Source organism: Coriobacteriaceae bacterium, assembly GCA_025757745.1.
In the GTDB taxonomy this organism is placed as follows: domain Bacteria; phylum Actinomycetota; class Coriobacteriia; order Coriobacteriales; family Coriobacteriaceae; genus Collinsella.
The window spans coordinates 518,513-544,445 of record CP107217.1 but is presented as its reverse complement, the minus strand read 5'-3'; the positions used below and the strand labels follow the sequence as shown (position 1 = coordinate 544,445).

Annotated in this window: 19 protein-coding genes, 1 tRNA gene and 1 other RNA gene; 9 read left to right on the top strand and 12 right to left on the bottom strand. The window is 60.6% G+C overall.

Annotation, left to right across the window (positions count from 1 at the left end; translation table 11 throughout):
• Positions 1 to 21 precede the first annotated feature (21 nt).
• Together OGM60_02205 and OGM60_02200 are read left to right on the top strand one after the other, a co-directional pair.
• Entirely contained in the window at positions 22 to 2,199 is a 2,178-nt protein-coding gene (locus OGM60_02205) for a MurT ligase domain-containing protein (protein UYI99620.1), read from the top strand.
• Between the two features lie 299 nt (positions 2,200 to 2,498).
• A tRNA-Glu gene (locus OGM60_02200) sits at positions 2,499 to 2,575 on the top strand.
• 277 nt (positions 2,576 to 2,852) lie between these two features.
• On the opposite strand, the gene OGM60_02195 is transcribed toward OGM60_02200, so the two are convergent.
• Together OGM60_02195 and OGM60_02190 are read right to left on the bottom strand one after the other, a co-directional pair.
• Positions 2,853 to 3,614 carry a 4Fe-4S binding protein gene (locus OGM60_02195; GenBank protein ID UYI99619.1) on the bottom strand — a complete coding sequence of 254 codons (762 nt, stop codon included), beginning with the start codon at positions 3,612 to 3,614 and terminating at the stop codon, positions 2,853 to 2,855.
• Between the two features lie 183 nt (positions 3,615 to 3,797).
• Positions 3,798 to 5,885, bottom strand: a complete 2,088-nt coding sequence (locus tag OGM60_02190) for a glutamine synthetase III (GenBank protein UYI99618.1) — start codon at positions 5,883 to 5,885, stop codon at positions 3,798 to 3,800.
• 426 nt (positions 5,886 to 6,311) lie between these two features.
• Between OGM60_02190 and OGM60_02185 the strand changes: the two genes are divergently transcribed.
• The 6 genes from OGM60_02185 (at position 6,312) to OGM60_02160 (ending at position 13,672) form a co-directional block, all read left to right on the top strand.
• A complete protein-coding gene (locus tag OGM60_02185) occupies positions 6,312 to 7,184 on the top strand; it encodes a methylenetetrahydrofolate reductase (GenBank protein UYI99617.1) in 873 nt (290 codons plus the stop codon).
• Positions 7,184 to 7,972 carry a hypothetical protein gene (locus OGM60_02180; GenBank protein UYI99616.1) on the top strand — a complete coding sequence of 263 codons (789 nt, stop codon included), beginning with the start codon at positions 7,184 to 7,186 and terminating at the stop codon, positions 7,970 to 7,972. Before OGM60_02185 ends, OGM60_02180 begins: the two co-directional genes overlap by 1 nt.
• A 9-nt stretch (positions 7,973 to 7,981) precedes the next feature.
• Positions 7,982 to 10,537, top strand: a complete 2,556-nt coding sequence (locus OGM60_02175) for a homocysteine S-methyltransferase family protein (GenBank protein ID UYI99615.1) — start codon at positions 7,982 to 7,984, stop codon at positions 10,535 to 10,537.
• A 108-nt stretch (positions 10,538 to 10,645) separates the two neighbouring features.
• Positions 10,646 to 12,010, top strand: coding sequence for a PFL family protein (locus tag OGM60_02170; protein UYI99614.1), 1,365 nt, complete (start codon positions 10,646 to 10,648; stop codon positions 12,008 to 12,010).
• Between the two features lie 373 nt (positions 12,011 to 12,383).
• Positions 12,384 to 13,214, top strand: a complete 831-nt coding sequence (locus tag OGM60_02165; protein ID UYJ00143.1) for a methyltransferase domain-containing protein — start codon at positions 12,384 to 12,386, stop codon at positions 13,212 to 13,214.
• 158 nt (positions 13,215 to 13,372) lie between these two features.
• Complete coding sequence (locus OGM60_02160; protein UYI99613.1) at positions 13,373 to 13,672, top strand: YhbY family RNA-binding protein; 300 nt, start codon at positions 13,373 to 13,375, stop codon at positions 13,670 to 13,672.
• 58 nt (positions 13,673 to 13,730) lie between these two features.
• Here the strand turns inward: OGM60_02160 and OGM60_02155 are convergent, their stop codons facing one another.
• The 8 genes from OGM60_02155 to ssrA all read right to left on the bottom strand — a co-directional run bounded on the left by OGM60_02155 (position 13,731) and on the right by ssrA (position 22,810).
• Complete coding sequence (locus OGM60_02155) at positions 13,731 to 16,727, bottom strand: hypothetical protein (protein ID UYI99612.1); 2,997 nt, start codon at positions 16,725 to 16,727, stop codon at positions 13,731 to 13,733.
• A gap of 450 nt (positions 16,728 to 17,177) precedes the next feature.
• Entirely contained in the window at positions 17,178 to 17,906 is a 729-nt protein-coding gene (gene nagB, locus OGM60_02150; GenBank protein UYI99611.1) for a glucosamine-6-phosphate deaminase, read from the bottom strand.
• Between the two features lie 272 nt (positions 17,907 to 18,178).
• A complete protein-coding gene (locus OGM60_02145) occupies positions 18,179 to 18,676 on the bottom strand; it encodes a PTS glucose transporter subunit IIA (GenBank protein UYI99610.1) in 498 nt (165 codons plus the stop codon).
• A gap of 71 nt (positions 18,677 to 18,747) precedes the next feature.
• A complete protein-coding gene (gene glmM, locus OGM60_02140) occupies positions 18,748 to 20,085 on the bottom strand; it encodes a phosphoglucosamine mutase (protein UYI99609.1) in 1,338 nt (445 codons plus the stop codon).
• Between the two features lie 123 nt (positions 20,086 to 20,208).
• Positions 20,209 to 20,604, bottom strand: a complete 396-nt coding sequence (gene rpsI, locus OGM60_02135) for a 30S ribosomal protein S9 (protein UYI99608.1) — start codon at positions 20,602 to 20,604, stop codon at positions 20,209 to 20,211.
• Positions 20,605 to 20,606: 2 nt separating this feature from the next.
• Complete coding sequence (gene rplM / locus OGM60_02130; protein UYI99607.1) at positions 20,607 to 21,050, bottom strand: 50S ribosomal protein L13; 444 nt, start codon at positions 21,048 to 21,050, stop codon at positions 20,607 to 20,609.
• A 157-nt stretch (positions 21,051 to 21,207) separates the two neighbouring features.
• Positions 21,208 to 22,086 (bottom strand): patatin family protein, encoded by an 879-nt coding sequence (locus OGM60_02125; protein UYI99606.1) that lies wholly within the window; start codon positions 22,084 to 22,086, stop codon positions 21,208 to 21,210.
• 360 nt (positions 22,087 to 22,446) lie between these two features.
• Positions 22,447 to 22,810, bottom strand: a transfer-messenger RNA (tmRNA) gene (ssrA, locus tag OGM60_02120).
• Between the two features lie 237 nt (positions 22,811 to 23,047).
• Between ssrA and OGM60_02115 the strand changes: the two genes are divergently transcribed.
• Positions 23,048 to 23,482, top strand: a complete 435-nt coding sequence (locus OGM60_02115) for a hypothetical protein (protein ID UYI99605.1) — start codon at positions 23,048 to 23,050, stop codon at positions 23,480 to 23,482.
• 64 nt (positions 23,483 to 23,546) lie between these two features.
• Here the strand turns inward: OGM60_02115 and OGM60_02110 are convergent, their stop codons facing one another.
• Together OGM60_02110 and OGM60_02105 are read right to left on the bottom strand one after the other, a co-directional pair.
• On the bottom strand, positions 23,547 to 25,562 hold the full coding sequence (locus OGM60_02110) for a heavy metal translocating P-type ATPase (GenBank protein ID UYI99604.1): 2,016 nt from the start codon (positions 25,560 to 25,562) through the stop codon (positions 23,547 to 23,549).
• A gap of 78 nt (positions 25,563 to 25,640) precedes the next feature.
• Complete coding sequence (locus tag OGM60_02105) at positions 25,641 to 25,886, bottom strand: DUF6110 family protein (GenBank protein ID UYI99603.1); 246 nt, start codon at positions 25,884 to 25,886, stop codon at positions 25,641 to 25,643.
• Positions 25,887 to 25,933 lie beyond the last annotated feature (47 nt).

Genomic DNA, 25,933 nt, shown 5'->3' with positions numbered 1-25,933 from the left:
ATTCACGTTAGGAACGGCTTCATGAACTTCCGCTCATCTCTCGCCTGCACCTCGAGCGATATCGCCCGCTGGGGACTGCGCTCCGTCCTTAAGCGCCAGGGCGGCGTACTCCCCGGCCGTATCGCCATGAAGATCGACCCCGAGCTGCTAAGCGACCTCGCGGGCCTTGTCGACCGCAGCGTGGTGATCACCGGCACCAACGGCAAGACCACCACCTCCAACCTCATCGCCGATGCCGTTGCCGCCAGCGGCGCCACCGTGGTATGCAACCGTGCCGGAAACAACATGGAGCCGGGCGTGGTGGGCGCGTTGCTCGAGGCGCGCGGCAACCTTAAGCGAACCGCCAGCAGCAAGCGCGTAGGCGTCTTTGAGTGCGACGAGCTCTACACGGTGCGCGTCCTGCCCAAGCTCAAGCCGACCTACTTTGTGCTGCTCAACCTGTTCCGCGACCAGCTGGACCGCTACGGTGAGATCGACCACACCCAGGACGTCATCGCCCACGCGCTGGAGCTTTCGCCGACAACGACGCTCATCTATAACGCCGACGACCCGCTGTGCGCCGCGATCGCCGCGCGCGTTCCCAATGCAAGCATCGCCTTTGGCATCGACGGCGCCACCGACACCGAGTCTGACCGCATTAGCGACTCGCGCTTTTGCTCGCAGTGCAACACCCCGTTGGAGTACGACTACGTGCAATACGGCCAGCTCGGCGCCTATCATTGTCCTTCGTGCGGCTGGAGTCGCCCAGCGCTGCTCCGTCGCGTGACAGGCGTTGAGCTCACCTGCGACGGCTACGGCTTTGACCTGAACTTTGGACCCAATACCGACGCACCCGCAACGCACATCGCCACGCGCTACAACGGCTTGTACATGGTCTACAACGTTGCCGCCGCCTTCTTTGCGGCGCGCGAGCTGGGCGTGGACGCGGCGCATCTGCAGCCCACGCTCGATGCCTACGTCCCCGCCGGCGGGCGCATGGGCCGCTGGGAAATCGCTGGCCGTACCGTCGAGGCAAATCTGGCCAAAAATCCCGTGGGCTTCGATCGCCAGATCCAGTCCATTAAAACGGCAGGCGGCAGGCTCTGCGCCTTCTTCCTGAACGACAACGACGCCGACGGCCACGATGTATCGTGGATCTACGACGTCGACTTCGAGCGCATCGCCGATACCCCAGGTCTTATCGCCTTTGTCGGGGGTACACGCGCGCACGATATGCAGGTACGCCTGAAGTACGCCGGCATCGACTCCGCCATCATCTCGAATATCGAGCAGGCGATCGGTGCCGTGGCGGACGAGGAGGCTGGTGATACTTTCTACGCCGTCGCCAACTACACGGCCTTCCCGCCGCTGATCAAGGAGCTCGACGAGCTTAAGAGCACCGATGCGAGCTCGGTCGCCTCCCACGCCGTAACGCGCGCCGATGGCAGCGCTGTCCCCACCGACATTGCGCCGGTCGAGCTTTCGCGCCCGCTACGCATCGTCTACCTGTATCCCGATGCCCTCAACCTCTATGGCGACGGCGGCAACGTCATTGCCCTCGAGCGCCGCTGCGCCTGGCGTGGCATCCCCGTGCGCGTGGACGAGGTCCGTATGGGCGAGTCGCTCGATCTCACCGACGCCGACATCGTCATGATGGGCGGTGGCTCCGACCGCGATCAGCTGGCCGTGGCACACGAGCTGTTCGCTCAAAAAGACAAGGTCGCGGCCTATGTTGAGGATGGCGGCTCGCTGCTCGCTATCTGTGGCAGCTATCAGCTGCTCGGCCATTCGTACTATATGGGCGAGAATCGCATCGAGGGCCTGGGCGTCATTGCCGCCGAGACCGTGCGCGGCTCCGACCGTCTGATCGGCAACGTCGCCGTCAAGACCGACCTGTCACCCGAGCCCTTTGTGGGATTCGAGAACCACGGCGGCCGCACCCTGCTCGATGCAGAGGCCACGCCGCTCGGAACGTCCGTCGTCACGGGTACCGGCAACAACGGCGACGATGGCTTTGAGGGCATCATCTACAAGGGCGTCATCGGCACGTACCTACACGGACCGGCACTGCCCAAGAACCCCGAGCTCGCCGACTGGCTCATCGCCCACGCTCTCGAGCGCCGTGGCGATGCACGGGCCACCGCTCTGCTGCCGCTCAAGCCCCTCGACGACACTTACGAGCACGCCGCCCACGACGCCGCGATGAAGCTCCTCCTCTAACGCCCCGCCACCACAAAGGGGACAGGCACCTTTGTGGTGGTTTTGACCTGCCACGGCAGTTTGTCTCAATCTGTAACATCTAGACCGTTAAAAGTCGTCTTACTGTTACAGATTGAGATATTCGTCCCGACGCCCGCCGTTTGTCTCGATCTGTAACAGATAGAGCCGATTTGCCCGCCCAGATGTTACAGATTGAGATATTTGAAAATCAGGATAGGGAGCCAGCTCCTGTGTGGTGGTTTTCCAGTTTGCCAACGATATACGCGCCGGCAAAAAAGTCTGCTATACTCTTTCCCGCTGTCCCCATCGTCTAGCGGCCAAGGACGCCACCCTTTCAAGGTGGATATCGCGGGTTCGAATCCCGCTGGGGGCACCACAGAATCTGAGAAGCCCGTTGCCAATTCGGTAGCGGGCTTTTTGCTACCCATGTGCCGGGATTCGAACCCGACAGGGTGCGGAGCTGAGGAAACGCGCAAGCGTTTTCCAGCGCAGTGCGCAAGGAGTGAAGCGACGCAGCGGAAGCGGGCGGCGCCAGCCGCACGCGGACATCCCGCTGGGGGCACCAACTCAAAAATGTACGAACCCGTGCGAGTTACCATCGCACGGGTTCGTTCTTTCTTGACATTAGATGAAGAAGACTCAAAGCCCCTGCGCTAGATAAACAGCTCGCACTCCTTCCGCTCGGCACAAACTTTGCTCAACATCTTGGTAGTCGCAGAGAGCATGACGGGATTTACCGCGCGAGCGCCCCACGGACATACGGCAATGCAGCGCATGCAGGAAATGCAGGCCTTTTTGTCCACCCGCTTGGGATCGTCTTTATCGATAGCGCCAACGGGACACGCTGCGACGCAAGCCCCGCAGGCGGTGCACTCCTTTGTGGCCCTAGGCACCATGCCGGTACCCCCGGCCTTCTTATAGGGACGATTACCCGGAATAGCCGGCTCAGAAGCATCTCCTGCAGACATCTTTTGCCGAATCTGATCCGCAAACCCAGCGAGCTGCGCCGCGTCCTGTGCATCAGGCCGACCGGCTGCAAACTGGCGAACAATAGAATGCTCGGCGATGGCAGAAACCGCCGCGATCACCCGAAAGCCCGCATCTTTCGCCGCATCCTCAAGCTCGACCAGCGTGTCCTCATACGCGCGGTTTCCGTAAACACAAACCAGAACCGCCTGCGCACCGTTTCCCCGCATCATACCCAAGCGCTCCGCAGCCACAGCCGGGACTCGCCCGCCATACGAGGGTACCGCGATCACGGCTACATCCTCTTTTGTCATCGCAACCGTGCGAAAACCAAGCCCGCTATCGGTCAGATCTACAGCAACGGTTTCCCCTTCCAACGCATTGGCAATGTAGCCAGACGCCTTTTCCGTTCCGCCGGTCGGGCTAAACACGATATCGAATACCTTCATCGGATAATCCTCCCCTTTATGAACAAACGGCCGAAACGTCCGCGTGCCAAAACAGGTTACAACTTTTAAGATGTCCCGCGTGAAACGCCCGCTCGGCTGCAAGTTCAAAGCAGGTCAAAGCGGCAAAAAAGAAGGGGCCTCACACAGGCGAGACCCCTTCACACGCAAAATCAAACGTGTCTGTTACACATAGAACAGAATGTCGTCGTAGGTCGGGACCGGCCAGTAGTCGGCGGCCACGATCTCCTCCATGGCATCCACGGCGGCGCGCAGCGTATCCATAGCGGGAACGACCTCGTGCGCGTACACGTTGGCCTGCTCCTGGCCATCGAGAGCCTCGGCCTTCTGATGCACGGCGTCGAGCGCCTTGATGGAGTCGTTGATGGTGGTGATGCCGTTGCAGAGCTTGTTGAGCGTGTTCTGCTCGCACTGCATGGCGGCCTCCGCACCAGCGGCACGAATAGTCTCAAGGCCCTTAGCGACCTTGGTGGCATAGGCGGTAATGACCGGGCGATAGGTACGACGCGCCTCGCGAACCATCGTGGTGGCCTCGATGTTCATGAGCTTGTTGTACTTCTCGAGCTTACAGTCGTAGCGGCACTGGGCCTCGGCCTTGGTCAGGACACCCGTCTCCTCAAAGAGCGCAATGGCCTTATCGGAAACAAAGGCGGGCAGGGCGTCAGCCGTGGTCTTGTTGTTGGCAAGACCGCGCTTCTCGGCCTCAACGGGCCACTCGTCAGAGTAGCCATCACCGGAGAACAGGATGCGCTGGTGGTCGGTCAGGACCTTCTTGCAGTACTCGAGCGCGGCGTCCTGGAACTCATCCTCGGGCGTACCCTCAAGCGCGTCGGCGAAGGACTTGAGCGACTTGGCCACGGCGGCATCGAGCACCAGGTTGGAGTCGGAAACGTTCTGCTCGGAACCGCAGGCACGGAACTCGAACTTGTTGCCGGTGAAGGCAAACGGGGAGGTGCGGTTGCGGTCGGTGTTGTCCTGCATCAGCTTGGGCAGGGTATCGGCGCCCAGGTCGAGCACGCCGCGCGTGGCATGGACGGAAGCCTTGCCATCGATGATCTTCTCGACGACCTCGGTAAGCTGGTCGCCCAGGAAGATGGACATAATCGCCGGAGGAGCCTCGTTGGCGCCCAGACGATGGTCGTTGCCGGCAGAGGCAACGGAGGCACGCAGGAGCTCCTGATAGTTATCGACGGCCTCGATCACCGCGGTGAGGAAGACGATGAACTGCAGGTTGTCGAGCGGGGTGTCGCCCGGATCGAGCAGATTCTCGGACTCGGTGCCAAGCGACCAGTTGTTGTGCTTGCCCGAACCGTTGATGCCCTCGAAGGGCTTCTCGTGCAGCAGGCAGACCAAGTCGTGGCGGGAGGCGATGAGCTTCATCTTCTCCATCATGACCAGATTCTGGTCGATGGCCTCGTTGACCTCGCCATAGACCGGTGCGAGCTCATGCTGGCAGGGAGCAACCTCGTTGTGCTTGGTCTTGGCGGGAATGCCAAGCGCCCACAGCTCATCGTCCAGGTCCTTCATATAGGCCGAGACGGTGGGGCGGATAGCGCCAAAGTAGTGCTCCTCGAGCTCCTGGCCCTTGCAGGGAGCAGCACCAAAGAGGGTGCGGCCGGTGATGACCAGGTCCTTGCGCTTGCGATAGGCGTCCTTCTTGATCAGGAAGTACTCCTGCTCGTCGCCCACGGAAGGAACGACCTTCTTGGGGGTCTTGCCAAACAGCGCCAAAACGCGCTTAGACTCACGCGAGAGCGCGGTCATGGAACGCAGCAGCGGGGTCTTCTTGTCCAGGGCCTCGCCCGTGTAGGAGCAGAAAGCCGTGGGGATGCACAGGACATCGTCCTTGATAAAGGCGGGGCTAGTGGGATCCCAAGCGGTGTAGCCACGGGCCTCGAAGGTAGCGCGCAGGCCGCCGTTGGGGAAGCTGGAGGCGTCCGGCTCGCCCTGGATGAGGTTCTTGCCCGTAAACTTGGTAATGGCGGTGCCGTCGTGGTTGGGCTCCAGGAAGCTATCGTGCTTCTCGGAAGTAATGCCCGAAAGCGGCTGGAACCAGTGCGCGTAGTGCGTCGCACCCTTGGAGATGGCCCAGACCTTCATGGCATGAGCAACGGCGTTGGCCACGTCCAGGTCGAGCGGCTCACCGCCCTCGAGGGTTGCAGCAAGGCGCTTCCAAATGTCCTTGGGGAGGTAATCCTTCATGACTTCCTCAGAGAACACCATGGTCCCGAAGCGGTCAGTAAGTTCGGCCATACGGAACTCCCTTCGTATCGGCACCGCGTGAGAAGCGGTGTTGATTACTAACGAACGAGTCATAGCTTAGACTCGCCGTGTTTCCGCGACATTACCGTTATGTTGCTGTCGCGAAACCAATCAATGAGGTTACCCTATCGAGGCGGCGTTGCCACCCTCAACAGCCAATCAACTGCATAAATTGCAGACCTCTCCCCATGGTTTAAGGGTAGTCAATTTGGGACGGGGCTTTATTAACTGGTATTTCGTATCAGATACCATTCGATATAGCCCCATCCTACATTGACCGCACTGTTATAGGAAATGCCGATAGCGAAGCATTTTCGATTGGTATCCCCAAATAGCGAGTGAAACTCCATCGTGGCACAGTGGTGCTGTAGAATCCTTACAACACATCGCACTATTACGTATCTAAAGGAGCACGATATGCGCGTCGACGAGCTTTTTAAGCAGGCAGCATCCCAGGGCACCGTACCCGTTTCGTTTGAGATGTTCCCACCCAAGGGCGAGCTGACCCTCGACACGGCTCGCAAAGTGGCAGGCAATCTGTGCAAGCTTTCGCCGAGCTTTGTCTCGGTCACCTGCTCAGCCGGCGGCTCGGGTAACGGTGCCACCACCGCCCCCATCGCGCATATGATTTCGAGCGAATTCGATACGCCCTCGGTAGCGCACCTCACCTGCGTGGGCCGCACCCACGCCGACATCGCCGCCAAGATCGACGAGTATCGCACCGCCGGCGTTGAAAACATCCTGGCCCTGCGCGGTGATCTTCCCGCTGGCGCGACCGAGGACGACAAGCCCGCCTCGGACTACGCCTACGCCCGCGACCTTATCCCCGAGCTCGTCGACGCCGGCTTTTGCGTGGGTGCCGCAGCCTACCCCGAGGGCCACATTGCCTGCGAGGATCTCAACCTCTCGGTCGAGCACCTCAAGCAAAAACAGGACGCCGGCGCGAGCTTCTTTGTGACGCAGCTCTTTTTTGATAACGAGTGCTTTTACCGTTTTCGCGAGCTTGCCGACAAGGCCGGCATCACCGTGCCCATTACCGCGGGCATCATGCCGTTTATGGGCAAGTCGCAGATCAGCCGCATGGTCTTTATGTGCGGTGCGTCGCTGCCCTCCCCCGTCATCAAGATTCTCGCCAAGTACGAGAACGACCCCGAGAGCCTGCAGGCGGCCGGTGTAGATTATGCTGCTCGTCAGCTTTGCGACCTTAAGGAGCACGGTGCCGACGGTCTGCACCTGTACACTATGAACCGTCCTGCAATCGCCGCGACCATTATGGAGCGCCTGGGGTAATGGAAAAACCGCACGCCGATATAACCGTTGTTGAAGTGCCGGCCGACCTTGCGTCGCCGGCGCTTTATCGTATCGACGCTGCCCACCACCCTCGTGTCGACCGTGCCGAGATGCTGCGCTACCTGGGCTACGGCGGCCAGCAGATTGAGCCAGAGCTGTCGCAGCGTATTGAGCTTGTCGTTGAGCGTCTGGAGCTGGACATTGAGCCCCGCGGCGTGCGCCGCACATTTGCCATCGATGCCACGGGAGTCGATGAACAGGGCGATCCTTGCATTCGCTTGGTCGGCACCAACGTTGAGCTGCGCGGTCGCGATATCTATCGCCACCTCAAAGACGCCCGCTTTGCCGCACTCATGGCATGCACCCTCGGCATGGACGCCGAGCGTCGTCTGCGCACCACGGGAGCCCAGCAGCCCCTGGAGGGAGCCGTGCTCGACGCCGCATGCTCTGCCTATGTAGAAGCCGCCGTCGAGCAGATGGACCAGCAGGTCAAGGCTGCGGCCGCCGCACACGGACTCGCCGGTAACTGGCGCTTCAGTCCCGGCTACGGCGACTGCCCGCTTACGGCCCAGCGCTCAATCGTTGCTGCGCTCAACGCTACGCGGCTCATCGGGCTTACCGTCACGCCTACCAGCCTGCTCATGCCCACAAAGAGCGTGACCGCGGTGATCGGTCTGTTTGACGGCGAGGTCCACGACGCCCAGAGCCGCCCCACCTGCAATATCTGCCGCATGCGCGAGCACTGTCGCTTCCGCGCCGCCCACACCACCTGCTATTCCAGCCATTAGGAGCCCTCGATGTTTACTCCGCTTATCACTCATGATTCCGACGGTACCGCGCTGGCAGCGCCCGTCAATACTGCGCGTTGTAACGGCGCCACGTACAAGACGCGCACGATCGGCGACCTTCGCATTAAGGACGATCGCCTGCGCGCCGCCATCGAGGGCACGGGGCACCTGCTGTTCGATGGCGGCATGGGCACCATGCTGCAGGCGGCCGGCATGAAGGCCGGCGCCCTGCCCGAGCTGCTCAACTTTGAGGAGCCCCAGGTTATCACTGATATTCAGCGTCAGTACGTCGAGGCTGGCTGCGACGTAATCACCGCCAACACCTTTGGTGCCAACGCCCACAAGCTCGACGGTGCCGCCACCGTGGCAGATGTCTTTGCCGCCGCCGTCGCCTGCGCCCGCGCGGCCGGCGCCCACTACGTCGCCGGCGATATCGGTCCCATCGGCGCGCTGCTTCGCCCCTTGGGCACCCTGAGCTTCGACGAGGCCTATGACCTCTTTGCCGAGGAAGTGCGTGCCGGCGTCGATGCGGGTGTGGACCTCTTTATTATCGAGACCATGACCGACCTTGCCGAGATCAAGGCGGCCGTCCTCGCCTGCCGCGAGAACTCCGACCTGCCCGTCTTTGCCACCATGACCTTTGAGGAAGACGGTCGCACGTTCCTGGGCACGAGTCCCGAGGTGGCCGCCATTACGCTCGACGCCATCGGCGCCGACGTTTTGGGTATCAACTGCAGCCAGGGACCGGCCGAGCTCCGAGGGCTCGCCGCACGCATGCTCACCGTTACGGACAAGCCCGTTATGGTGCAGGCCAATGCGGGACTGCCCCGCGTGGACGATGACGGCAATACCGTCTTTGACATCCAGGCACCCGAATACGCCGAGGCCGTCGCCGGCATGATTGAGGACGGCGTGAGCGTCGTGGGTGGCTGCTGTGGCACCACGCCCACGCACATGGCGGCACTTCGCACCCTCATCGACAACCACACGCCCAGCCCACGTCACCGCAAGCCCAGTATGTCGGTCACGAGCGCCCAGACGGTCGTGGACCTTCCCTGTGACGGCCACAAGATCGCCGTCATCGGCGAGCGCATCAATCCCACCGGCAAAAAGCGCCTGCAACAGGCCCTGCGCGACGGCGACCTAGACTACGTCGTGAGCCAGGGCATCAGCCAGCAGGAACAGGGCGCCGACATCCTGGACGTCAACGTAGGCCTGCCCGAGATCGACGAGGTCAAGATCATCCAGCAGGCGACCGAGCAGCTCCAGGGCTCCACGCTGCTGCCGCTGCAGATCGACTCCACCGACCCCGCAGCCGTCGAGGCAGCCGTGCGCCGCTACGCCGGCAAGCCCATCATCAACTCGGTCAATGGCAAACAGCAGATCATGGATGAGATCTTCCCGCTAGTCGCCCACTACGGCACCAACGTCGTCGGCCTCACACTCGACGAAGGCGGCATCCCCGATACTGCCGAGGCTCGCTTCGCCATCGCCGAGCGCATCGTGGCCGAGGCTGCCCGTTACGGCATCGGACCGGACCGCATCCTCATCGACTGCCTGGTCATGACCGCCTCGACCAATCAACGCCAGGCCGAACAGATCCTGCGCGCCATGTCCCTGTGCAAGGAGCGCCTGGGCGTCAAGTGCGCGCTCGGTGTGTCGAACATCAGCTTTGGCCTGCCCGCTCGCCCGCTGCTGGGCTCGGTCTTTTTGGCCGCCGCTTTTGGCGCGGGTCTGGACGCCCCCATCATGAACCCGGGCTCCAAGCGCTTTATGGATACCGTCTACAGCTATCGCGTCTTGAGCGTTGAGGACGAGGGCTCGACCGGATACATCGAACGCTACGCCGGCTGGACCGATCCGTACAAGATCGCCGCTAACCCGGCAGCAGCTCAAGCAGTATCGAGCGATGCCGCGCCTGCCGCAAGCACCACCGCAAGCGCCGATGACGATCCCATCCGCCACATGGTCGTCTCGGGCCGCAAAGGCGAGATCGCAGCCGAGACCGAACGTCTTCTGGCAGATCACGACGCCATGGACCTCATCAACAACCACTTTATCCCCGCCCTCGACGAGGTCGGAGTCCTCTTTGACCAGGGAAAGTTCTTCTTGCCGCAGCTCATGGCCTCGGCCGAGGCCGCGCGTGCTGGCTTTGACACCATCAAGCGCCTGATGCCCGCCGGCGAGATTGCCGACAAGGGCAAAATCTGCGTGGCCACCGTCAAGGGCGACATCCACGACATCGGTAAGAACATCGTCAAGATGCTGCTCGATAACTACGGCTACACCGTCTTTGATCTGGGTCGCGACGTCGACCCGCAGGAGGTGCTCAAGACCGTCAAGGAACGCGACATTAAGCTCGTCGGCCTCTCGGCGCTTATGACTACCACGGTCGTCGCCATGGAGGAGACCATCAAGCTGCTTCATGCCGAGGTGCCGGGCGTCAAGATCATCGTAGGTGGCGCCGTGCTCACCCCCGAATATGCCAAGCAGATCGGCGCGGACTACTACGCCAAGGACGCCGCCGAAAGCGCGCGCATCGCCGAAGAGGTCTTTGGGCAGTAACACAACGGAAACAACCGAGCACCAAAACGTGCCGCACGCGCCACTTGGCACGTGCGGCACGTTAGAATAGATAAGACTATGCTCGTTTTGGCAGATAGGAGCGCAAGGATGGCAATCACGCCCGCAGAAATCGCGGAAACCCGCGGCATGGTTGAGGAACAGAACCTCGACATCAGAACCATCACCATGGGCATTTCGCTCATGGGTTGCGGTGACGAGAACCTCGACCGCATGTGCACGAAGATCTACGACCACGTGACGCACACGGCTGAGCACCTGGTCGAGACCGCCGAGAACCTCGAGCGCGAGTACGGTATCCCCATCGTCAACAAGCGCGTTTCCGTCACCCCGGTGGCGCAGATTGCCGCTTGCTGCAAGGATGAGAACCTCACCCCTATCGCGCATGCCCTCGACCGCGCGGCCGAGACGCTCGGCATCGATTACCTGGGCGGCTTCTCCGCGCTCGTCCAGAAGGGCATCGGCGACGCCGACCGCCGTGTCATCCAGTCCATCCCCCAGGCGCTCGCCGCCACCAGCCGCGTCTGCTCCAGCGTCAACGTCGCTAGCCTGCGCGCCGGCATCAACATGGATGCCGTGCTCATGGCGGCTCAGACCATCATCGATGCCGCCAAGCTTACGGCAGACGAGGATTCCGTTGGCGCCTCCAAGTTTGTCTGCTTTGCCAACATGGTCGAGGACTCCCCGTTTATGGCGGGTGCCGTCCACGGAGGTGGCGAGGCCGACGCCGTCATCAACGTAGGCGTCTCGGGTCCCGGCGTTATGGCTGCAGCCCTGGAGACGCTGCCCGATTCCGCATCGATGATGGAAGTCGCCGAAAAGATTAAGCAGACCGCCTTTAAGATCACCCGTGCCGGCGAGCTCATGAGCCGCGAGGCCGCCCGTCGCCTGGGTGTCGAAAAGGGCATTGTCGACCTGTCGCTGGCTCCCACGCCCGCCATCGGCGACTCCGTCGCGCGCATCCTCGAGATCATCGGCGTGGGCACCTGCGGTGGCCCCGGCACGACCTGCGCGCTCGCCATGCTCAACGATGCCGTCAAGAAGGGCGGCGTCATGGCCAGCTCCAGCGTGGGCGGTCTCTCGGGCGCCTTTATCCCCGTGTCCGAGGACGCCGGCATGATCGCCGCCGTCGAGGCCGGCGCGCTTTCGCTCGAGAAACTCGAGGCCATGACATGCGTGTGTTCCGTTGGCCTGGACATGATCGCCATCCCCGGCGACACCCCGGTCGAGACCATCGCCGGCATTATCGCTGACGAGATGGCCATCGGCGTCATCAACAATAAGACCACGGCCGTGCGCGTGATTCCCGCTATCGGCAAGGGCGTGGGCGACTGCGTTGAGTACGGCGGCCTGTTTGGCCGTGCACCCATCATGCCGGTGAACCCCAACGCCGGCACCGTGCTTGCACACCGTGGTGGACGCTTCCCGGCACCGCTGAACTCGCTGAAGAACTAGCTGAGGGGGACTGGCGAGGAGCCCCGGGGAGGGCAAATATATAAGGTCGCCTGCTCGGACAGTCCTGACTCGCACGGAGAGCACATTAAGTGCTCTCCGGCTCGTGCGGAACTCGCGATCGACCTTATATATTTGCCCTCCCCGGGGCTCACGCACAACGGGACCTCGGTTGGGTTCTATCCCTTTGGCAGTCGCTTCGCTTCTGCCCTACTTTGCTGGTATGGCGGTTTGGCGTTGGATCGGTTCTTTCTGATATATGCTGGTTGCGGCTCTTCTTTTGGGAGGAGTCGCTTTTTTGTTGCTAGGAGGTTGGCCCGTGGTTGATGGGGATGCTCGCTCTGAGCTTCTTTCTGCTGATTGGAATGACGAATGGATGCGCTTGCAAGCTGATCGGCATCGGGCTGATGATTCTTTTGAGTGGGATAAGCGGGCTCGGCATTTTCGTCCACTGGAGACTGCCCCGTATGCTCGGGATTTTATAAAGCTGTTGGCGCTTGAGCCTGGTGAGTCGGTGCTCGATATGGGGTGTGGGGCTGGGTCGATTGCTATTCCGCTTGCTCAGGCTGGGCATTCCGTAATTGCTGCCGACTTCTCTCCTGCTATGTTGGGCACGCTTGATGCTGGCATTGAGTACTATGGGCTCGAGGATTGCATTACACCGCTTGAGCTTGCTTGGGATGATGATTGGGATTTGGTTGGACCGGTCGCAAAAGCGGTGGATGTTGCCTTTGCCAGTCGCTCTGTCACCACGACCAACCTAAAAGGCGCACTTGCCAAGCTTGATCGAACGGCTCGTCGGCGTTGTGCCGTTACGATGGTCGCCAACTCGAGCCCGCGTTATGACCTGCACTTGATGAATGCCATCGGCGCCTCGGTTACCTGCAGCAATGGTTTTGTGTACGCCTTTAACATCCTTATTCAGATGGGTGCACTGCCACAGGTCACGTATTTTGAATCACCCCGCCGCGACACCTTCGATAGTCTCGAGGCAGGCGTGGCAGACTTTTCTCGCATGCTCGAGCACGGCAACGAGGACAAGATCGACCGCCTGCGCAACTATATCGCCCACCACATGATCGAGAACCCGCATGCCGGTGAGCCGGGATCCAAGGGCGTACCGCAGGGACGCTACATGCTCGACCACATCCGCAAAGTCCGATGGGCGTTTATCGCCTGGGAGCCGGTCTCCGTACCCCGCCCGTAGCCCATCTAAAGCTTGCATCGTCTTCCCGCCCGGCATCCGCATTCTTTGCGAACTGGGCAAACGCGCTCCACACCACGCCGTTCCTGCGCTATCTTGGGACAGCTCACGTAGATTAAGGCCCCATTGCGGGGCGCCCCATACATAGAAAGCGAGAACCCATGGCACTGACAGGAGCCCAGGTCAAGCAGCTTCGCAGCATGGCCCATCACCTCAACCCCGCCATCATCATCGGTAAGTCCGATGTCAACGAAGGCACCGTCGAGCAGACGGTCGCCTACCTGGAGAAGCACGAGCTCGTTAAGTGCTCCGTGCTGGACGGCTCCAGCCTTTCTGCCCGCGAGGCCGCCGAGGAGCTCGCCGAGCGCTGCCACGCCGACGTCGTTCAGGTTATCGGCCGCAAGTTCTCGCTGTATCGCGAGTCCTCGCGCAAGGATATCGAGAAGATCAAGCTCGTCTAAAACCGACTGGCCATACCGAGTAGTCTGCGGGCGTCCGAGTGATTCGGGCGCCCGTTTTTTATCGCTCGACAAGCACGCGCTTGAGCCTGCCTTCGACCAGGCGCTCATACAGGCGCCTTGTCTCGGGCTCGGGCACGCCTTGAACCTGCTCTCGCAGGTGGTGCATGTGGCCGCTGTATAGCTCGACAACATCGCGGCGTCGTCCCGCCGCACCGTAAACGCGCATGGCACAGCGAACCATGTCCTCGCGCGCAGTCTCTTGGCGAAGCCCCGATTCAACGAGCCAAATTGCCGATTGCAGGTCATTTTCCTCGAGAGCGGCATTCGCTCCCCTAATCATGCAGTCGATGTACTTGGATTGCATAATGTGGCGCATGCGCGTAAAAAACGTGGGGTTGCAACCGGTGGGAACATACAGCGGCCCCGCGTAGAGCTGCTCAACCTTAAGACAAAGCTCAACCAGGTGAGGGCCTCTCGCGCCCATACGGTTTCCCAGGATCTCGCGGCTCAGCTGGTCAAAGAGCCTTACATCGGTCTTAACGTAGTCGCCGTTGAGCCCTATGCACTCGTTTTGGATGAGCACGCACGACTTGCCATCCGGCGTTGGACCCAAAGCCGAGCGCAAGCGCGATACCGTCGAATACAGATTGTTGCGCGCCGCGCTAAACTCGGCATGGGGCCACAACTCCATGGCGATTGTCTCGCGGTCGACCATGGCATCCATGCCCAACGCGAGCCGCTCGGCAAGTGTTGCCGCCTTTTTGCGACGCCACATCTTATCCGTGATGGGAAAGCCGTCGCGCTCGGCGCGAAATGTGCCAAACATGCGCATCTCAATATGGCCGATCGTATCGACAGCCTCAACCTCGCCCGCCTGGAACAGGTGCTCGCTTTCGCCCTCAAAATCATCGCGTAGTGAATACCGCGACAGCTCACGCACCGGAAGCTTCTTGCGAATCCTAACGGCAGGCTCGCCCAGGCAATGCATCGCAAGACGTGCAAAAAGACGATACGATGGGTCTAAAATCCCCGAGCGATTCATAGACATCCAGGCAGCAAGATCGCTATCGCGGCCTGCAGCGGCCAGGTGCAGCGCCACGACCCAGGCTTCTGAGCCGCCGACCTGCGTCTTGCTAATATCGAGCAGCTCCGCCTCTTCGCGAACCGATACCAGCGACGTATTGCGCAGATACGCCACGCGCTCCAGCAGCAAAGCGTTTTCGCGCATGTACGTAATCGATTCGTCGGCAAGCTTGAGCACCTGGACCGCACGGAACTTTGCGTTGACCGGCCGCCCCTCCGCCAGCGATTGCCAGCCCTCCAGCAATAACCCAAACAGCTGAATTTGATTGTCGCGAACACGCACCGCAAAGCGGTCGAGCTCGCCAAACGCCACATCGTCGGTCACGGGCAAGCCCGCGAGCAGGCGCCGCGCCGCCAACACCATACGCAGCCAAATGGATGGCGCCTTAAGCCCGCGGATATCGAGTGCCTCGAGTATCTGCGCCATCTTGTCATCGCGTTCGTCGGGTTTAGTAAACGAGCCGTCGAACAGCTCCACCAGCATATGGTCGGCCTGTATGAGAATCCCCGCGATGTCGAGCTCGCAATCATAAGCTTTACACGCCTTGAGCTTCGCGAGAACATTGCCGTCTTCCGCTCGCTCGGTTAGGTGGCGCTTGACCTCGATATGCGCGGACAGCATGTCGAGCACCTCGCAGGATGTCTGTTCTTGCACAACAGGGTTGGCGGGAAGCCCCAGGTCATTGTCGCCGTAAAAGGCGATAGTAAGCGCCTGGGCTATTTTCCAGGTAGCGGGGTCGACCTCGCGGGCCGCCTGGTCACCCACACGTTCGATAACGGACGCCATATACCTTGCTGGCTTTGTATTGCACACGCTGACAGCCGCCAGATACACGCCGAGTGCCTCGGCGGGTGCCGGCTCTTGCTCCTGCTTTTCCGCATTGATCATCGCCGACGCCGCACGGCAAATGTCCCCTCCGTGCCCGGTCAGGGCAAGATCGGCCCCATACTGCCCGGCAAGTTCCAATACCACATGGCGGTCCAAGAACGCGTCGGCCAGGTCCATGGCCAAATCGCATCGGCCCGCCTTGATCAAAATGCGAGCAGCCCGCGATACAAGTTCGGGACGGATCTCGGCAACAAGCTTTCGCAGCCTCAGGCGCGCGTTGTCCTTAGCGCCCAAACACCTAAAGGTGCGATCAGACGGATCCACGCCAAAAATCGGATAATCGCGCACAAAGATGGACTGGTCGACCATCGAAAGCCTCACGCCGCACGCCTCTAGCTCCGCAATGCGGCCCTCGCCCATCAGTACCATCAAACAGGCAACGGTAAACAACAGGTTGTTCTCGAGCGATGCGAGATCGGCCAGCGCCGCACCGTACACGTTGACGATTTCGTTCTCGAGCAACCCGGCAACATCGCCCTGTCCATACATTCCCGTCTGCAGGGCAGATACCAGCTCGGGTACACCCTGTGTGAGCCGATAGAAATCAAGCGATGTGCTGATTGAGAACGCCGTGGCCCATGACGAATACTCATAGGCGTGCACCTTGAGCATCTGCGCATTGACTTTTACAGAATCGCCCAGCCCGTGGATAAGCAATCGGTTGGAGGGGCGGCAGGCAATAAAGACCCCCGTCCCCGTAGCACGTAAGCTGCGGATTCGATCGATGAGGTCCTCGGTTTCGTGCTGCTCGAGATTGGGCACGTTATCGATCGCAACGAGCGAATGAGGTTTGTCCTTAAGCTCATCGGCGACAACCTCGAGCTGCATAAAGAGCTCGCGTCCAATCGCGCGGTCGGCCTCGATAATCCGAACCGGCCCTCGCGTGGGGTCCGATTTAACCTCCTGCACGTATTGCAGCAACACCGACGTCTTGCCAAACCCATCGGGCGCGTAGAGCAAAACAATTCCCGCCTTGCGCCCTTTAACGATGAGCTCGTTCATCAAGCGATCGCGCCGCACCATATAGCCGCCGCCCGTCGGCATCAACTCGAGGTCGTCCGTATTGCCCAGATCGTTTACCATGCTTGCTCCTCAACTCGACCATATGGACACCGTAGCTGCAGGACCATATGAGCCGCCCCGTGAATAGCGCGACTTAGAGTTTTTAATTGTCTGCCGGTACGTGTTTGGCAAGTTTTTGTACAGCGAGGCCCGATGGTAACTTATCCCCCGACCAATAGGTCTTTGCGCAGGTCAATGCGCTTGCCAGCATGTCCCATCCCATTTGCAGTGTAGCGCAGTCGGCTATTTTTATTTGAGTTGCGCAACTCGCCTACTCCTCGCTACCGCCTGCGACTCTATGGTGGCAAATGTGCATAGAATCTGCTATAGAATGAATCACAAAAATTTAAAACCCTCCAGTCAAGCACGCGGCAAGGTTTCCGTCATGTATACGCCACGGCGTATGTCCACTAAAAAGGCCCCCGCAAAGCGAGGGCCTTTTGAAAAGCTATGTAAGATCGCTTGATCGCGTTACTCGCAGAGCGAAAGAGCGGCCTCGTCAGCAACGACAACGCAGTTGGTGTGCAGCTGCAGGATCGAAGCCGGGCATTTGGGCGTAACCGGACCATAGCACATATCGTGCACGGCCTGAGCCTTGGCCTCGCCGTTGGCGACAACCAGGATCATGCGGGCATACATGATGGTCTGGGTGCCCATGGTGTAAGCCTGACGGGGCACGTCATCGATGCTGTCGAACAGGCGGCTGTTGGCCTGAATGGTGCTCTCGGTGAGGTCGACGCAGTGCGTGCCCTTGGAGAAGTGGTCATCGGGCTCGTTAAAGCCGATGTGCCCGTTGTTGCCAATGCCGAGCAGCTGCAGATCCGGGTAACCGGCGGCAGCGACGATCTTGTCGTACTCGGAGCAGGCAGCGGCGGCATCGGGGTTGGAGCCATCGGGCACGTGCGTGTTGTTCAGATCGATATTGATGTGATCGAAGAAGTTCTCGCGCATAAAGTAGTGATAGCTCTGGGGATCGTCGTGCGAAAGACCACGATACTCATCCAGGTTATAGGTGCTGACCTCGGCGAAGTCAATGTCACCCTTCTCGTACCAAGCAGCGAGCTGTTTGTAAGCGCCAATCGGGGTGGAGCCGGTGGCAAGACCCAACACGCAATCGGGCTTGAGGATAACCTGGGCCGAGATGATATTGGCGGCCTTGCGGCTCATATCCTCGTAGTCTTTAGCTTTAATGATTTTCATTACGCGTCCTTTCTCGTACAAGAGAGGCAAGGCTCCCCTTACAAGCACTTGCCCGCGGCCCGCGTCGGCCGCAACCAACGTGTGCGGCCACCAGGGCGAGGTCGCGTAATATATGTGTCTCGTGTCTAACCGCGTCGAGGCCCCTGCCCGTCCACGGTGACCCAAAGCTGTTTAGCTTCGGACAATCCCCATCTTGCCACGGAGGGCGCCCTCTTTCAAGGGCGCCCTCCGTAAACGTGATTGAATTGTAGGCTAAAGGCCAAGCGGAGCGACTAGCGCTCGCGAGCAACGATGAGCTGATCCATCTCCTCGACATGCTCGCCAACGGAGCCCTTGATGCTCGAGAACTCAACAGAGTTGCACACCAAGATGGGAACCGTCACATCGTAACCCTCGGCAGCAATTGCCTCGCGATCGAACTCGATGAGCACGTCGCCCTTATGGACGACATCACCCACCTGTGCATGCACGCTAAAATGCTTGCCCTCAAGCTGGACAGTGTCCAAACCAACATGGATGAGCACGTCTAGACCATCGACCGTGTTGAGCGCAACGGCGTGACCCGTGGGAAAAATGGCCTCGACCTTGGCGTCTGCCGGCGCAATCACACGCGTGCCGGTAGGCTGAATCGCCACGCCCTGGCCCAAAAGGCCGGTAGCAAACGTCTGGTCTTTGACCTCGGATAACGGAATGACGTCGCCCGAGATGGGAGCATCCAGCGTAAGGACTCGACCACGCATACCAAAAGACCTCAGGACTTTAGTGAACATGCTCCCCCTCGGACATACCAATCAATCAAAATAACTTTAACAGTTTACCACTTGGCACCCGTTTTTGACCATTAGGGAAGTTCGCGCTTGACAACCTCGACGATGTCGTCAACCACACGCTGGGTCAACTCGTGCGTCTCGGCCTCGGCCATCACACGGACCAGCGGCTCGGTGCCACTCGGACGTACCAGAATGCGGCCGCGACCGTTGAGCTCCTTCTCGACGGCAGCGACGGCGTCCCAAATGGGCTGACAATCGTCCAGGCCGGCCTTATTGTCGGAATGTACGTTGACAAGTACCTGCGGGTACTTCTTCATGATGCCGGCAAGGTCGGTGAGGGTGCGACCGGTGCGCTTGAGCACGGCCAGAAGCTGCAGGGCCGTCACCAAGCCGTCGCCGGTGGTGTTGTGCTCCAGGAAGATGATGTGGCCGGACTGCTCGCCGCCGATGACGGCACCGTCCTCGAGCATACGCTCGAGAACATAGCGGTCGCCCACGGCGGTCTGGACCATCTCGAAGCCCTGCTCCTTCATGGCGATGGAGAAGCCTAGGTTGCACATAACGGTCGAGACGATCTCGGAGTTGGCGAGCTTGCCGCGAGCGGCCAAGTCGGAGCCGCAGATGGCCAGGATGTAGTCGCCATCGATTTCGTTGCCCTCGCTGTCCACGAACAGCACGCGATCGGCGTCGCCATCGTGAGCCAGACCGATGTCGGCGTGGGTGCGCAGCACGAGCTCACGCAGGGGCTCAAGATGAGTGGAGCCGCACTCGACGTTAATGTCGGTGCCGCAGTAATCGGTGTTGATGGCATGGACCGTGGCGCCCAGGCGCTGCAGTGCGGCGGGCGTGGTCTGGCAAGAAGCACCGTGGCCGCAGTCGACAGCAACAACCAGGCCATCGAGTTTAAGGCCGTCGAGCGTGCTGATGGCATGATCGACATATGCCTTGCGGGCGTCCTTCATCTTGATGATGTGACCCACACCGGCGCCGGTCGGCAGCGTGTCGGCAGCCATGGCCTCCTCGGACATGACCCAGGCGCTGATCTCTTCCTCGACAGCATCGGGAAGCTTCATGCCCTTGCGGCTAAAGAACTTGATGCCGTTGAACTCCGGCGGATTGTGCGAAGCAGAGATGACGATACCGCCGTCGAGCTCGTTTTGGACGGTGAGCAGTGCCACGGCCGGCGTAGGGATAACGCCGCAGCAGTGCGGTCGGCCGCCCTCGGCCATAATGCCGGCGGTCAGAGCACTCTCGAGCATGGTGCCCGAAAGACGCGTGTCACGGCCGATGCAAATGTCCGGACCAAGGAACTTGGTCGCCGCACGGCCAAGACGAAACGCGAGGTCGCACGAGAGGTCGGCGTTGGCGACGCCGCGGACGCCATCGGTACCGAAGATGTTCTGGGGCATAGGATCGCTCCTTCCCAAGTGGGCAAAACGCAGTCGCCCACCCTAGTCGAAAAAGAAAAGCGGGACCCGCCGAGCAATCGGCAGGCCCCGCTTGTACATTGTATCTCGTAAGGAGATAAAACCTTAGCGCTTGGAGAACTGGGGAGCGCGGCGAGCCTTCTTGAGGCCGTACTTCTTGCGCTCGACCACGCGAGCATCGCGCGTAAGGAAACCGGCCTTCTTGAGGTCAGCACGGTAGTCGCCAGCGTTCAGAAGAGCGCGAGCGATGCCCAGGCGCAGAGCGCCGGACTGACCGGAGATGCCGCCGCCATCGCACAGAGCGATAACGTCGAACTGACCGGCGGTGTCGGTCACCTTGAAGGGAGCAAGGGCGTTCTCAACGAGCTGATGACGGCCGAAATACTGCTCGGCGTCACGCTTGTTGATGGTCACCTTGCCGGTGCCGGGGACGAGACGGACGCGGGCGACGGCGTTCTTACGACGGCCGGTACCCTGGTAGACAACGGTGTTCTCAGCCATCTTTAAGCCTCCAGCTCAATCTTCGTGGGGTTCTGGGCAGCGTGCGGATGCTCGGCACCAGCGTAGACCTTAAGCTTGGTCATCTGGGCACGGCCGAGGGTGGTCTTGGGCAGCATGCCGCGAACGGCGCGCTCGATGACCTTCTCCGGGTGCTTCTCCATAGCCTGGCGGAAGCTCTCAGCCTTGAGGCCGCCGTTGTAGCCGCTGTGGCGATAATAGGTCTTCGTGTCGGCCTTGTTACCGGTAAGCTGGACCTTATCGGCGTTGATGACGACAACGAAGTCGCCGCAGTCGCTGTTGGGCGTGAACTGGGGCTTGTTCTTACCGCGCAGGATCATTGCGATCTGGGTGGCAAGACGGCCCAGGACAGCACCATCGGCGTCGACGAGAACCCAGTTGCGCTGGACCTCGCCCTGCTTGGCGTAGTGAGTCGATTTCGAAATCACTTAGACTCCTCCATGTACAGTACGTGTTGTTACAGAGATTCACGGGGCTCTGCAAGTAACCCGTCCATATTACCCCGCTCGTCGCCCGAGTCAACAGGTATTTTGGTTCTGACCAGACTTTCTGCACATGTCGTCCATGGGTCATGATGTCGCGACACTAGCGCTCGACAAATGCCTCGATATCACTCAGTAGGCGCTTTGCCTCCTGGCGGCCCTGAATATACAGGTCGAGGAGCTTTGCTGGATCGTGCTCAACGTGGCCGACCTCGACTGGCTTTTGCGGAGCAACGACCAGCGCGCGGCCCTCGCGCTCATACTTCCACAGATGCATGCGCTGGATGTTATAGCGCTCGTGGCGCGTCTCGATAGCCTCGAGCAGGTAGGGGTAGTCGGCATAGCGGGCGCGCGCGGCGGGCATAAACTCGTAGGGCTTTTTCTCGTACGAGCGGTCCTGCGTGACAATGACAACCGCGCGATCGAAGCCCGCCTCCTCCAGCACGTGCTCGATGGGAACCGAATCGGCTACGCCACCGTCGACGTATTTGTGCCCGTCAATCTCGACCGGCGGCGTCACCAGCGGCAGCGACGTCGAGGCGCGCACGGCATCGAGGTCGAGCACGGCGCTTTTGACCGGCAGGTACGCGGCGGTTCCAAAGAGCATGTCCGTCGCGACGGCGTACATCTCGATGGGGCTCGCATCAAACGTCTCGTTGTCAAAGGGATCCAGGCGGTCCTGGACATCATTGAAGATAAAGTCGTAGCCCACAATAGAACCCGTGGACGCAAACGATGCGGCACCCATGAAGCGGTTGTCGTTGCAGAAAGCCAGATTGATGCGGTTGGCACGGCCGATCTGGTGCGACTTGTAGTTCACGCCGTTGAGGGCGCCGGCCGATACACCATAAACAGCCGGAATCTCGACGCCGGCCTCCATGAGAACGTCGAGCACGCCTGCGGTAAACTGTCCGCGAAAACTGCCGCCCTCCAAAACGAGCGCGACCTTTCCGGCGTTCTTTGCCTTATCTTCTGCAGTCATGTTGACCTCCTACTGTTTCGTTTTGGCCTTCTTCTACCCAGTTTTACAACGGAGGGCGCATGTGTTTTGGGAGTTGAGAGGTCTGGGCAGTCGAGCCACCCTCCCCAGAGTAGTCAATTCGGGGCGGGGATTCGATCGGCATCGCATCCCTTCCGGGTCGGCGGGTTGCGCGGAGAATCCGCGTATTTGCTTCGCAAATCCGCACCGGCTTCGGCCGCCTGCCGGCGTCCTCGCCCGCGGGCTAAAAACGCTCACGCGTTTTCTTTACGCCCGCGCCCTGCACAGAGTTCGATTCTCCGCGGTATCTGTAAGTAATAAAAAAAGGCAGGTAGAAACACTTCTCTACCTGCCTGTAACTATTGGTGGAGGCGCGGAGAATCGAACTCCGGTCCACGAAAGCCCCCTGATTGGCATCTCCAAGCTCAGTCGCTGGTTTTGTCTCGGACGCTTTGCGCGCAGCGACACGCTCGCGGCGTCCTAACCGGTTCGGTCTTAGCCTGCGCCATACCGATTACGTGCGCAGGAGCATTCCCCTAACATGACGTCGCGCCGGTGTCGGGGAAATCACCGGGTTGACGCGCCGCTATAAACTAAGCAGCGAGAGCCATAGGCTCAAAAGAAGAGTTGTTGTCAATTCAATTTGACGGTACCCCTATTTAACGAGGCGAGGAGACCTCGGCTTGCTTCCTCTCTCAGAGCTATCGTGTCGAAACCAGTCGCCCCCGAATGTCGGGAAAGTCTGGATGGCATCGGGGCTGCAAACACCCGATAACCGTCGACTTTTCAAGGAACACGCGGGGTGAACCCCGCTCGTGGATAGCTATCTTACCACGTTCTAAAGGCAGACAGCTGCTCTATGCACGAGCTGTGAAGACCCTAATGTGCGCCGCACTTCGCACTTTTGCTACCGGACACGTCACGTATATTTTCGCCGAGCAAACACTTCATCGAAAGGACCGCTATGGATACCAAGCAGCAACTCGTCAATGCCCTCGCAGGCCTGGGCTCAACCATTACCGAAGCTATGGATGTCATCGAAGACTTTGTCCCCTGCGGACATCCCGCCCTCACGGTATCGAACGCACTCGTCGCGCTGGACGCTGACGATGATGCTGCTCTCGCCCAGCAGCTTGAGACCGTCGAGGGCTTTATCGACCATGTGAGTGAGAACCGCGGCGTGTCCGCCTACCACGGCATCGAGGTCGAGCTCGCGGGTCCCAAAGCCGATCTGTTCGCAGCAATCCGCGAGGTAGGCGCCCTTATGCAGACCGCAGGCGTCAAGAACACCCAGGTCAACGAGTGGGTCTACCGCAGTCTGGCAGCACTCGACAGCTCCGACGAAAAGGCAGCCGAGCAGCTCGCAGAAAGTCCCGCCATCAAAGCTGCACTTGCCTAAAAAGGCCTGCACCCTGGCGGCTGCGGTGCCGCCCGAATGCAGGCCATATACTCAATCGAAAACGCTAATGCAGGTACGCCTTTGCGTTGCTCAGGCTGTAGGCAATCGTCGAGCCGTTGTGCAGCAGTGACGACGTCTGCGGAGTGATCATGCCGGTAATACCCAATGCCAACAGCGCCGAGTTGGTGAGCATTACCTTAGAATAGGAACTCGTCAGACGATCAATGAGGCCCTGGCTCATGCGGCGCAGGCGCACAATTGCGGCGAGATCCGTGTCGGTCAGGATGATGTCGGCGACCTCCTTGGCGATATCGCTTCCGCCACCCATCGCCAGGCCCACGTCGGCCAAACCGAGCGCCGGTGAATCGTTGACGCCGTCGCCCACCATGGCAACGTGGCGCCCCTCGCGCTTAATCCGCTCCACATAGGCGTACTTGTCCTCGGGCAGCAGCTCGGCCTTAAACTCGTCGACACCCGCCTCGCGCGCAATACGCTCGGCCGTGCGCTCGGAATCGCCCGTGAGCATGACGACATGCTTGACACCCAGCGCATGCAGATCGGCGATGGCCTCGCGCACTCCGGGCTTGAGCGGGTCCTCGATACCGAGCACGCCCACGACCGTGCCGTCGACCGCCAGATACAGCGGCGACAGGCCCTGCATCTGGGACTCAATGCGCTCCTTAATGTCGGAATCGAGCTGCGCGCCCTCATCCTCAAACACAAAGTGTGCCGAGCCGATAATCGCGCGACGCCCTTCGATGGAGGAAGCGATGCCGTGCGCCACGATGTACTCGACGGCGGCATGGCGCTCGCGGTGCTCGAGCCCGCGCTCGCGTGCCGCATTGACCACGGCGCGTGCCACCGGATGCGGGAAATGCTCCTCCAAGCAAGCGGAAAAGCGCAGGACCTCATCCTCGCTCCAGCCGTCGGTGGTGAGTACGCAGGCAAGACGCGGCTGCGCCTCGGTGAGCGTGCCGGTCTTATCAAACACAATGGTGTCGGCCTTGGCAAACGACTCAAAGTACTTGGCGCCCTTGACCATCACGCCCATCTTGGCGGCATCGCTCATGGCGGTCATGACGGCAACGGAACCCGTGAGCCTGAGTGCGCACGAGTAGTCGACCATCAGTGCCGCTGAGGTCTTGATGAGGCTGCGGGTGGTAAGCGCGACCAGGCCCGCGAGCAGGAAGTTCCACGGGACGATCTTGTTGGCGAGGTCTTCCATGTGCGACTGGCCCTCGGACTTGAGCGAGTCGGCCGTCTGCACGAGCGAGACGATTGAGCGCAGTTTGGTTTGCGCCGTATTGGCGCGCACGCGCACCAAGATGCTGCCGTCTTCCACGACGGTGCCGGCGAACACGTCGTCGCCTGCGCTGCGCTCGACGGCAAGCGGCTCGCCGGTCAGGGTCGCCTGGTTGACCATGGCGCTCCCCTGCTCGACCACGCCGTCAATGCAGATGGACATGCCAGTGCGCACGGCGACCAAATCGCCGGGCTCGAGCTCGGTGGCGGCAACGCTCGCCTCGGTGTCACCGACGACCTTTTGCGCCTTGTCGGGCACGTCGAGCAGCGAGTTGATGAGCTCGTTTTCGCTCATGGCGCGGGTGTAGTCCTCGAGTAGCTCGCCCACGTTGAGCAGGAACATCGTCTGGCCCGCGGTGTCGACGTCGCGTTTGACGAACGAAATGCCGATGGCCGAAGCGTCGAGCACGGGAACAGTCAGGCGCGGCTGCGCGAGCTCACGAAGGGCGGCGCGCAAAAAGGTCATGTAACCGGCCACGACAAACACCGCACGCAGGGGCGTGGGCAAAAACCATCGGCGCGCATAGTGGGCGCCGACAAGCGTGGCAAGATCCATAACGAGTTTGTGCTTGCGCGGCTCGAGTTGCATCACGTAACCCGTCTTTGCGTCGGCAATGGCCTGAGCATCGAGCGCACCGACGGCGGCCAGCACGGCATCGCGGCGCGGCTCGTCGTACTCCAGCGCCATCTGGCCAATACGGCCATAGACGCGCACCTTGCGCACGCCGTCGATGTCACCGCTGAGTTTAAGAAGCGCATCGAGATCGCTCTCTGGCACAGGACCCGCCAACTGGAGGCGGGTCCTGCCGGGGATCTCGCTGATAATCGAGAATCTCATAGTTTGTGCCTGGGAGCGTTACTCGGCTGCCTCGTCAGCAGCGGCCTCGCTCTGGGTGATGTAAGCAGCCTCGGCAACCATGTCGTCGACATTAGCCTTGGCCTGCTCGACCATGTCCTGGTAGCCGTTCTTGATGCGCATGCCGCACGCGATACCCTGCACGCAGGCATTCTTTACCGGAGCGCTGGTGAGCAGCTTGATGCCGGCCGTACCGAGCAGAAAACCGCCACCGACAAGCAGGGTGTTAAACGTCGACTTCTTCATGTTGCTTCTCCCTTTTGCCGCATTGGACGCGGCATGGTGCCTCAGCA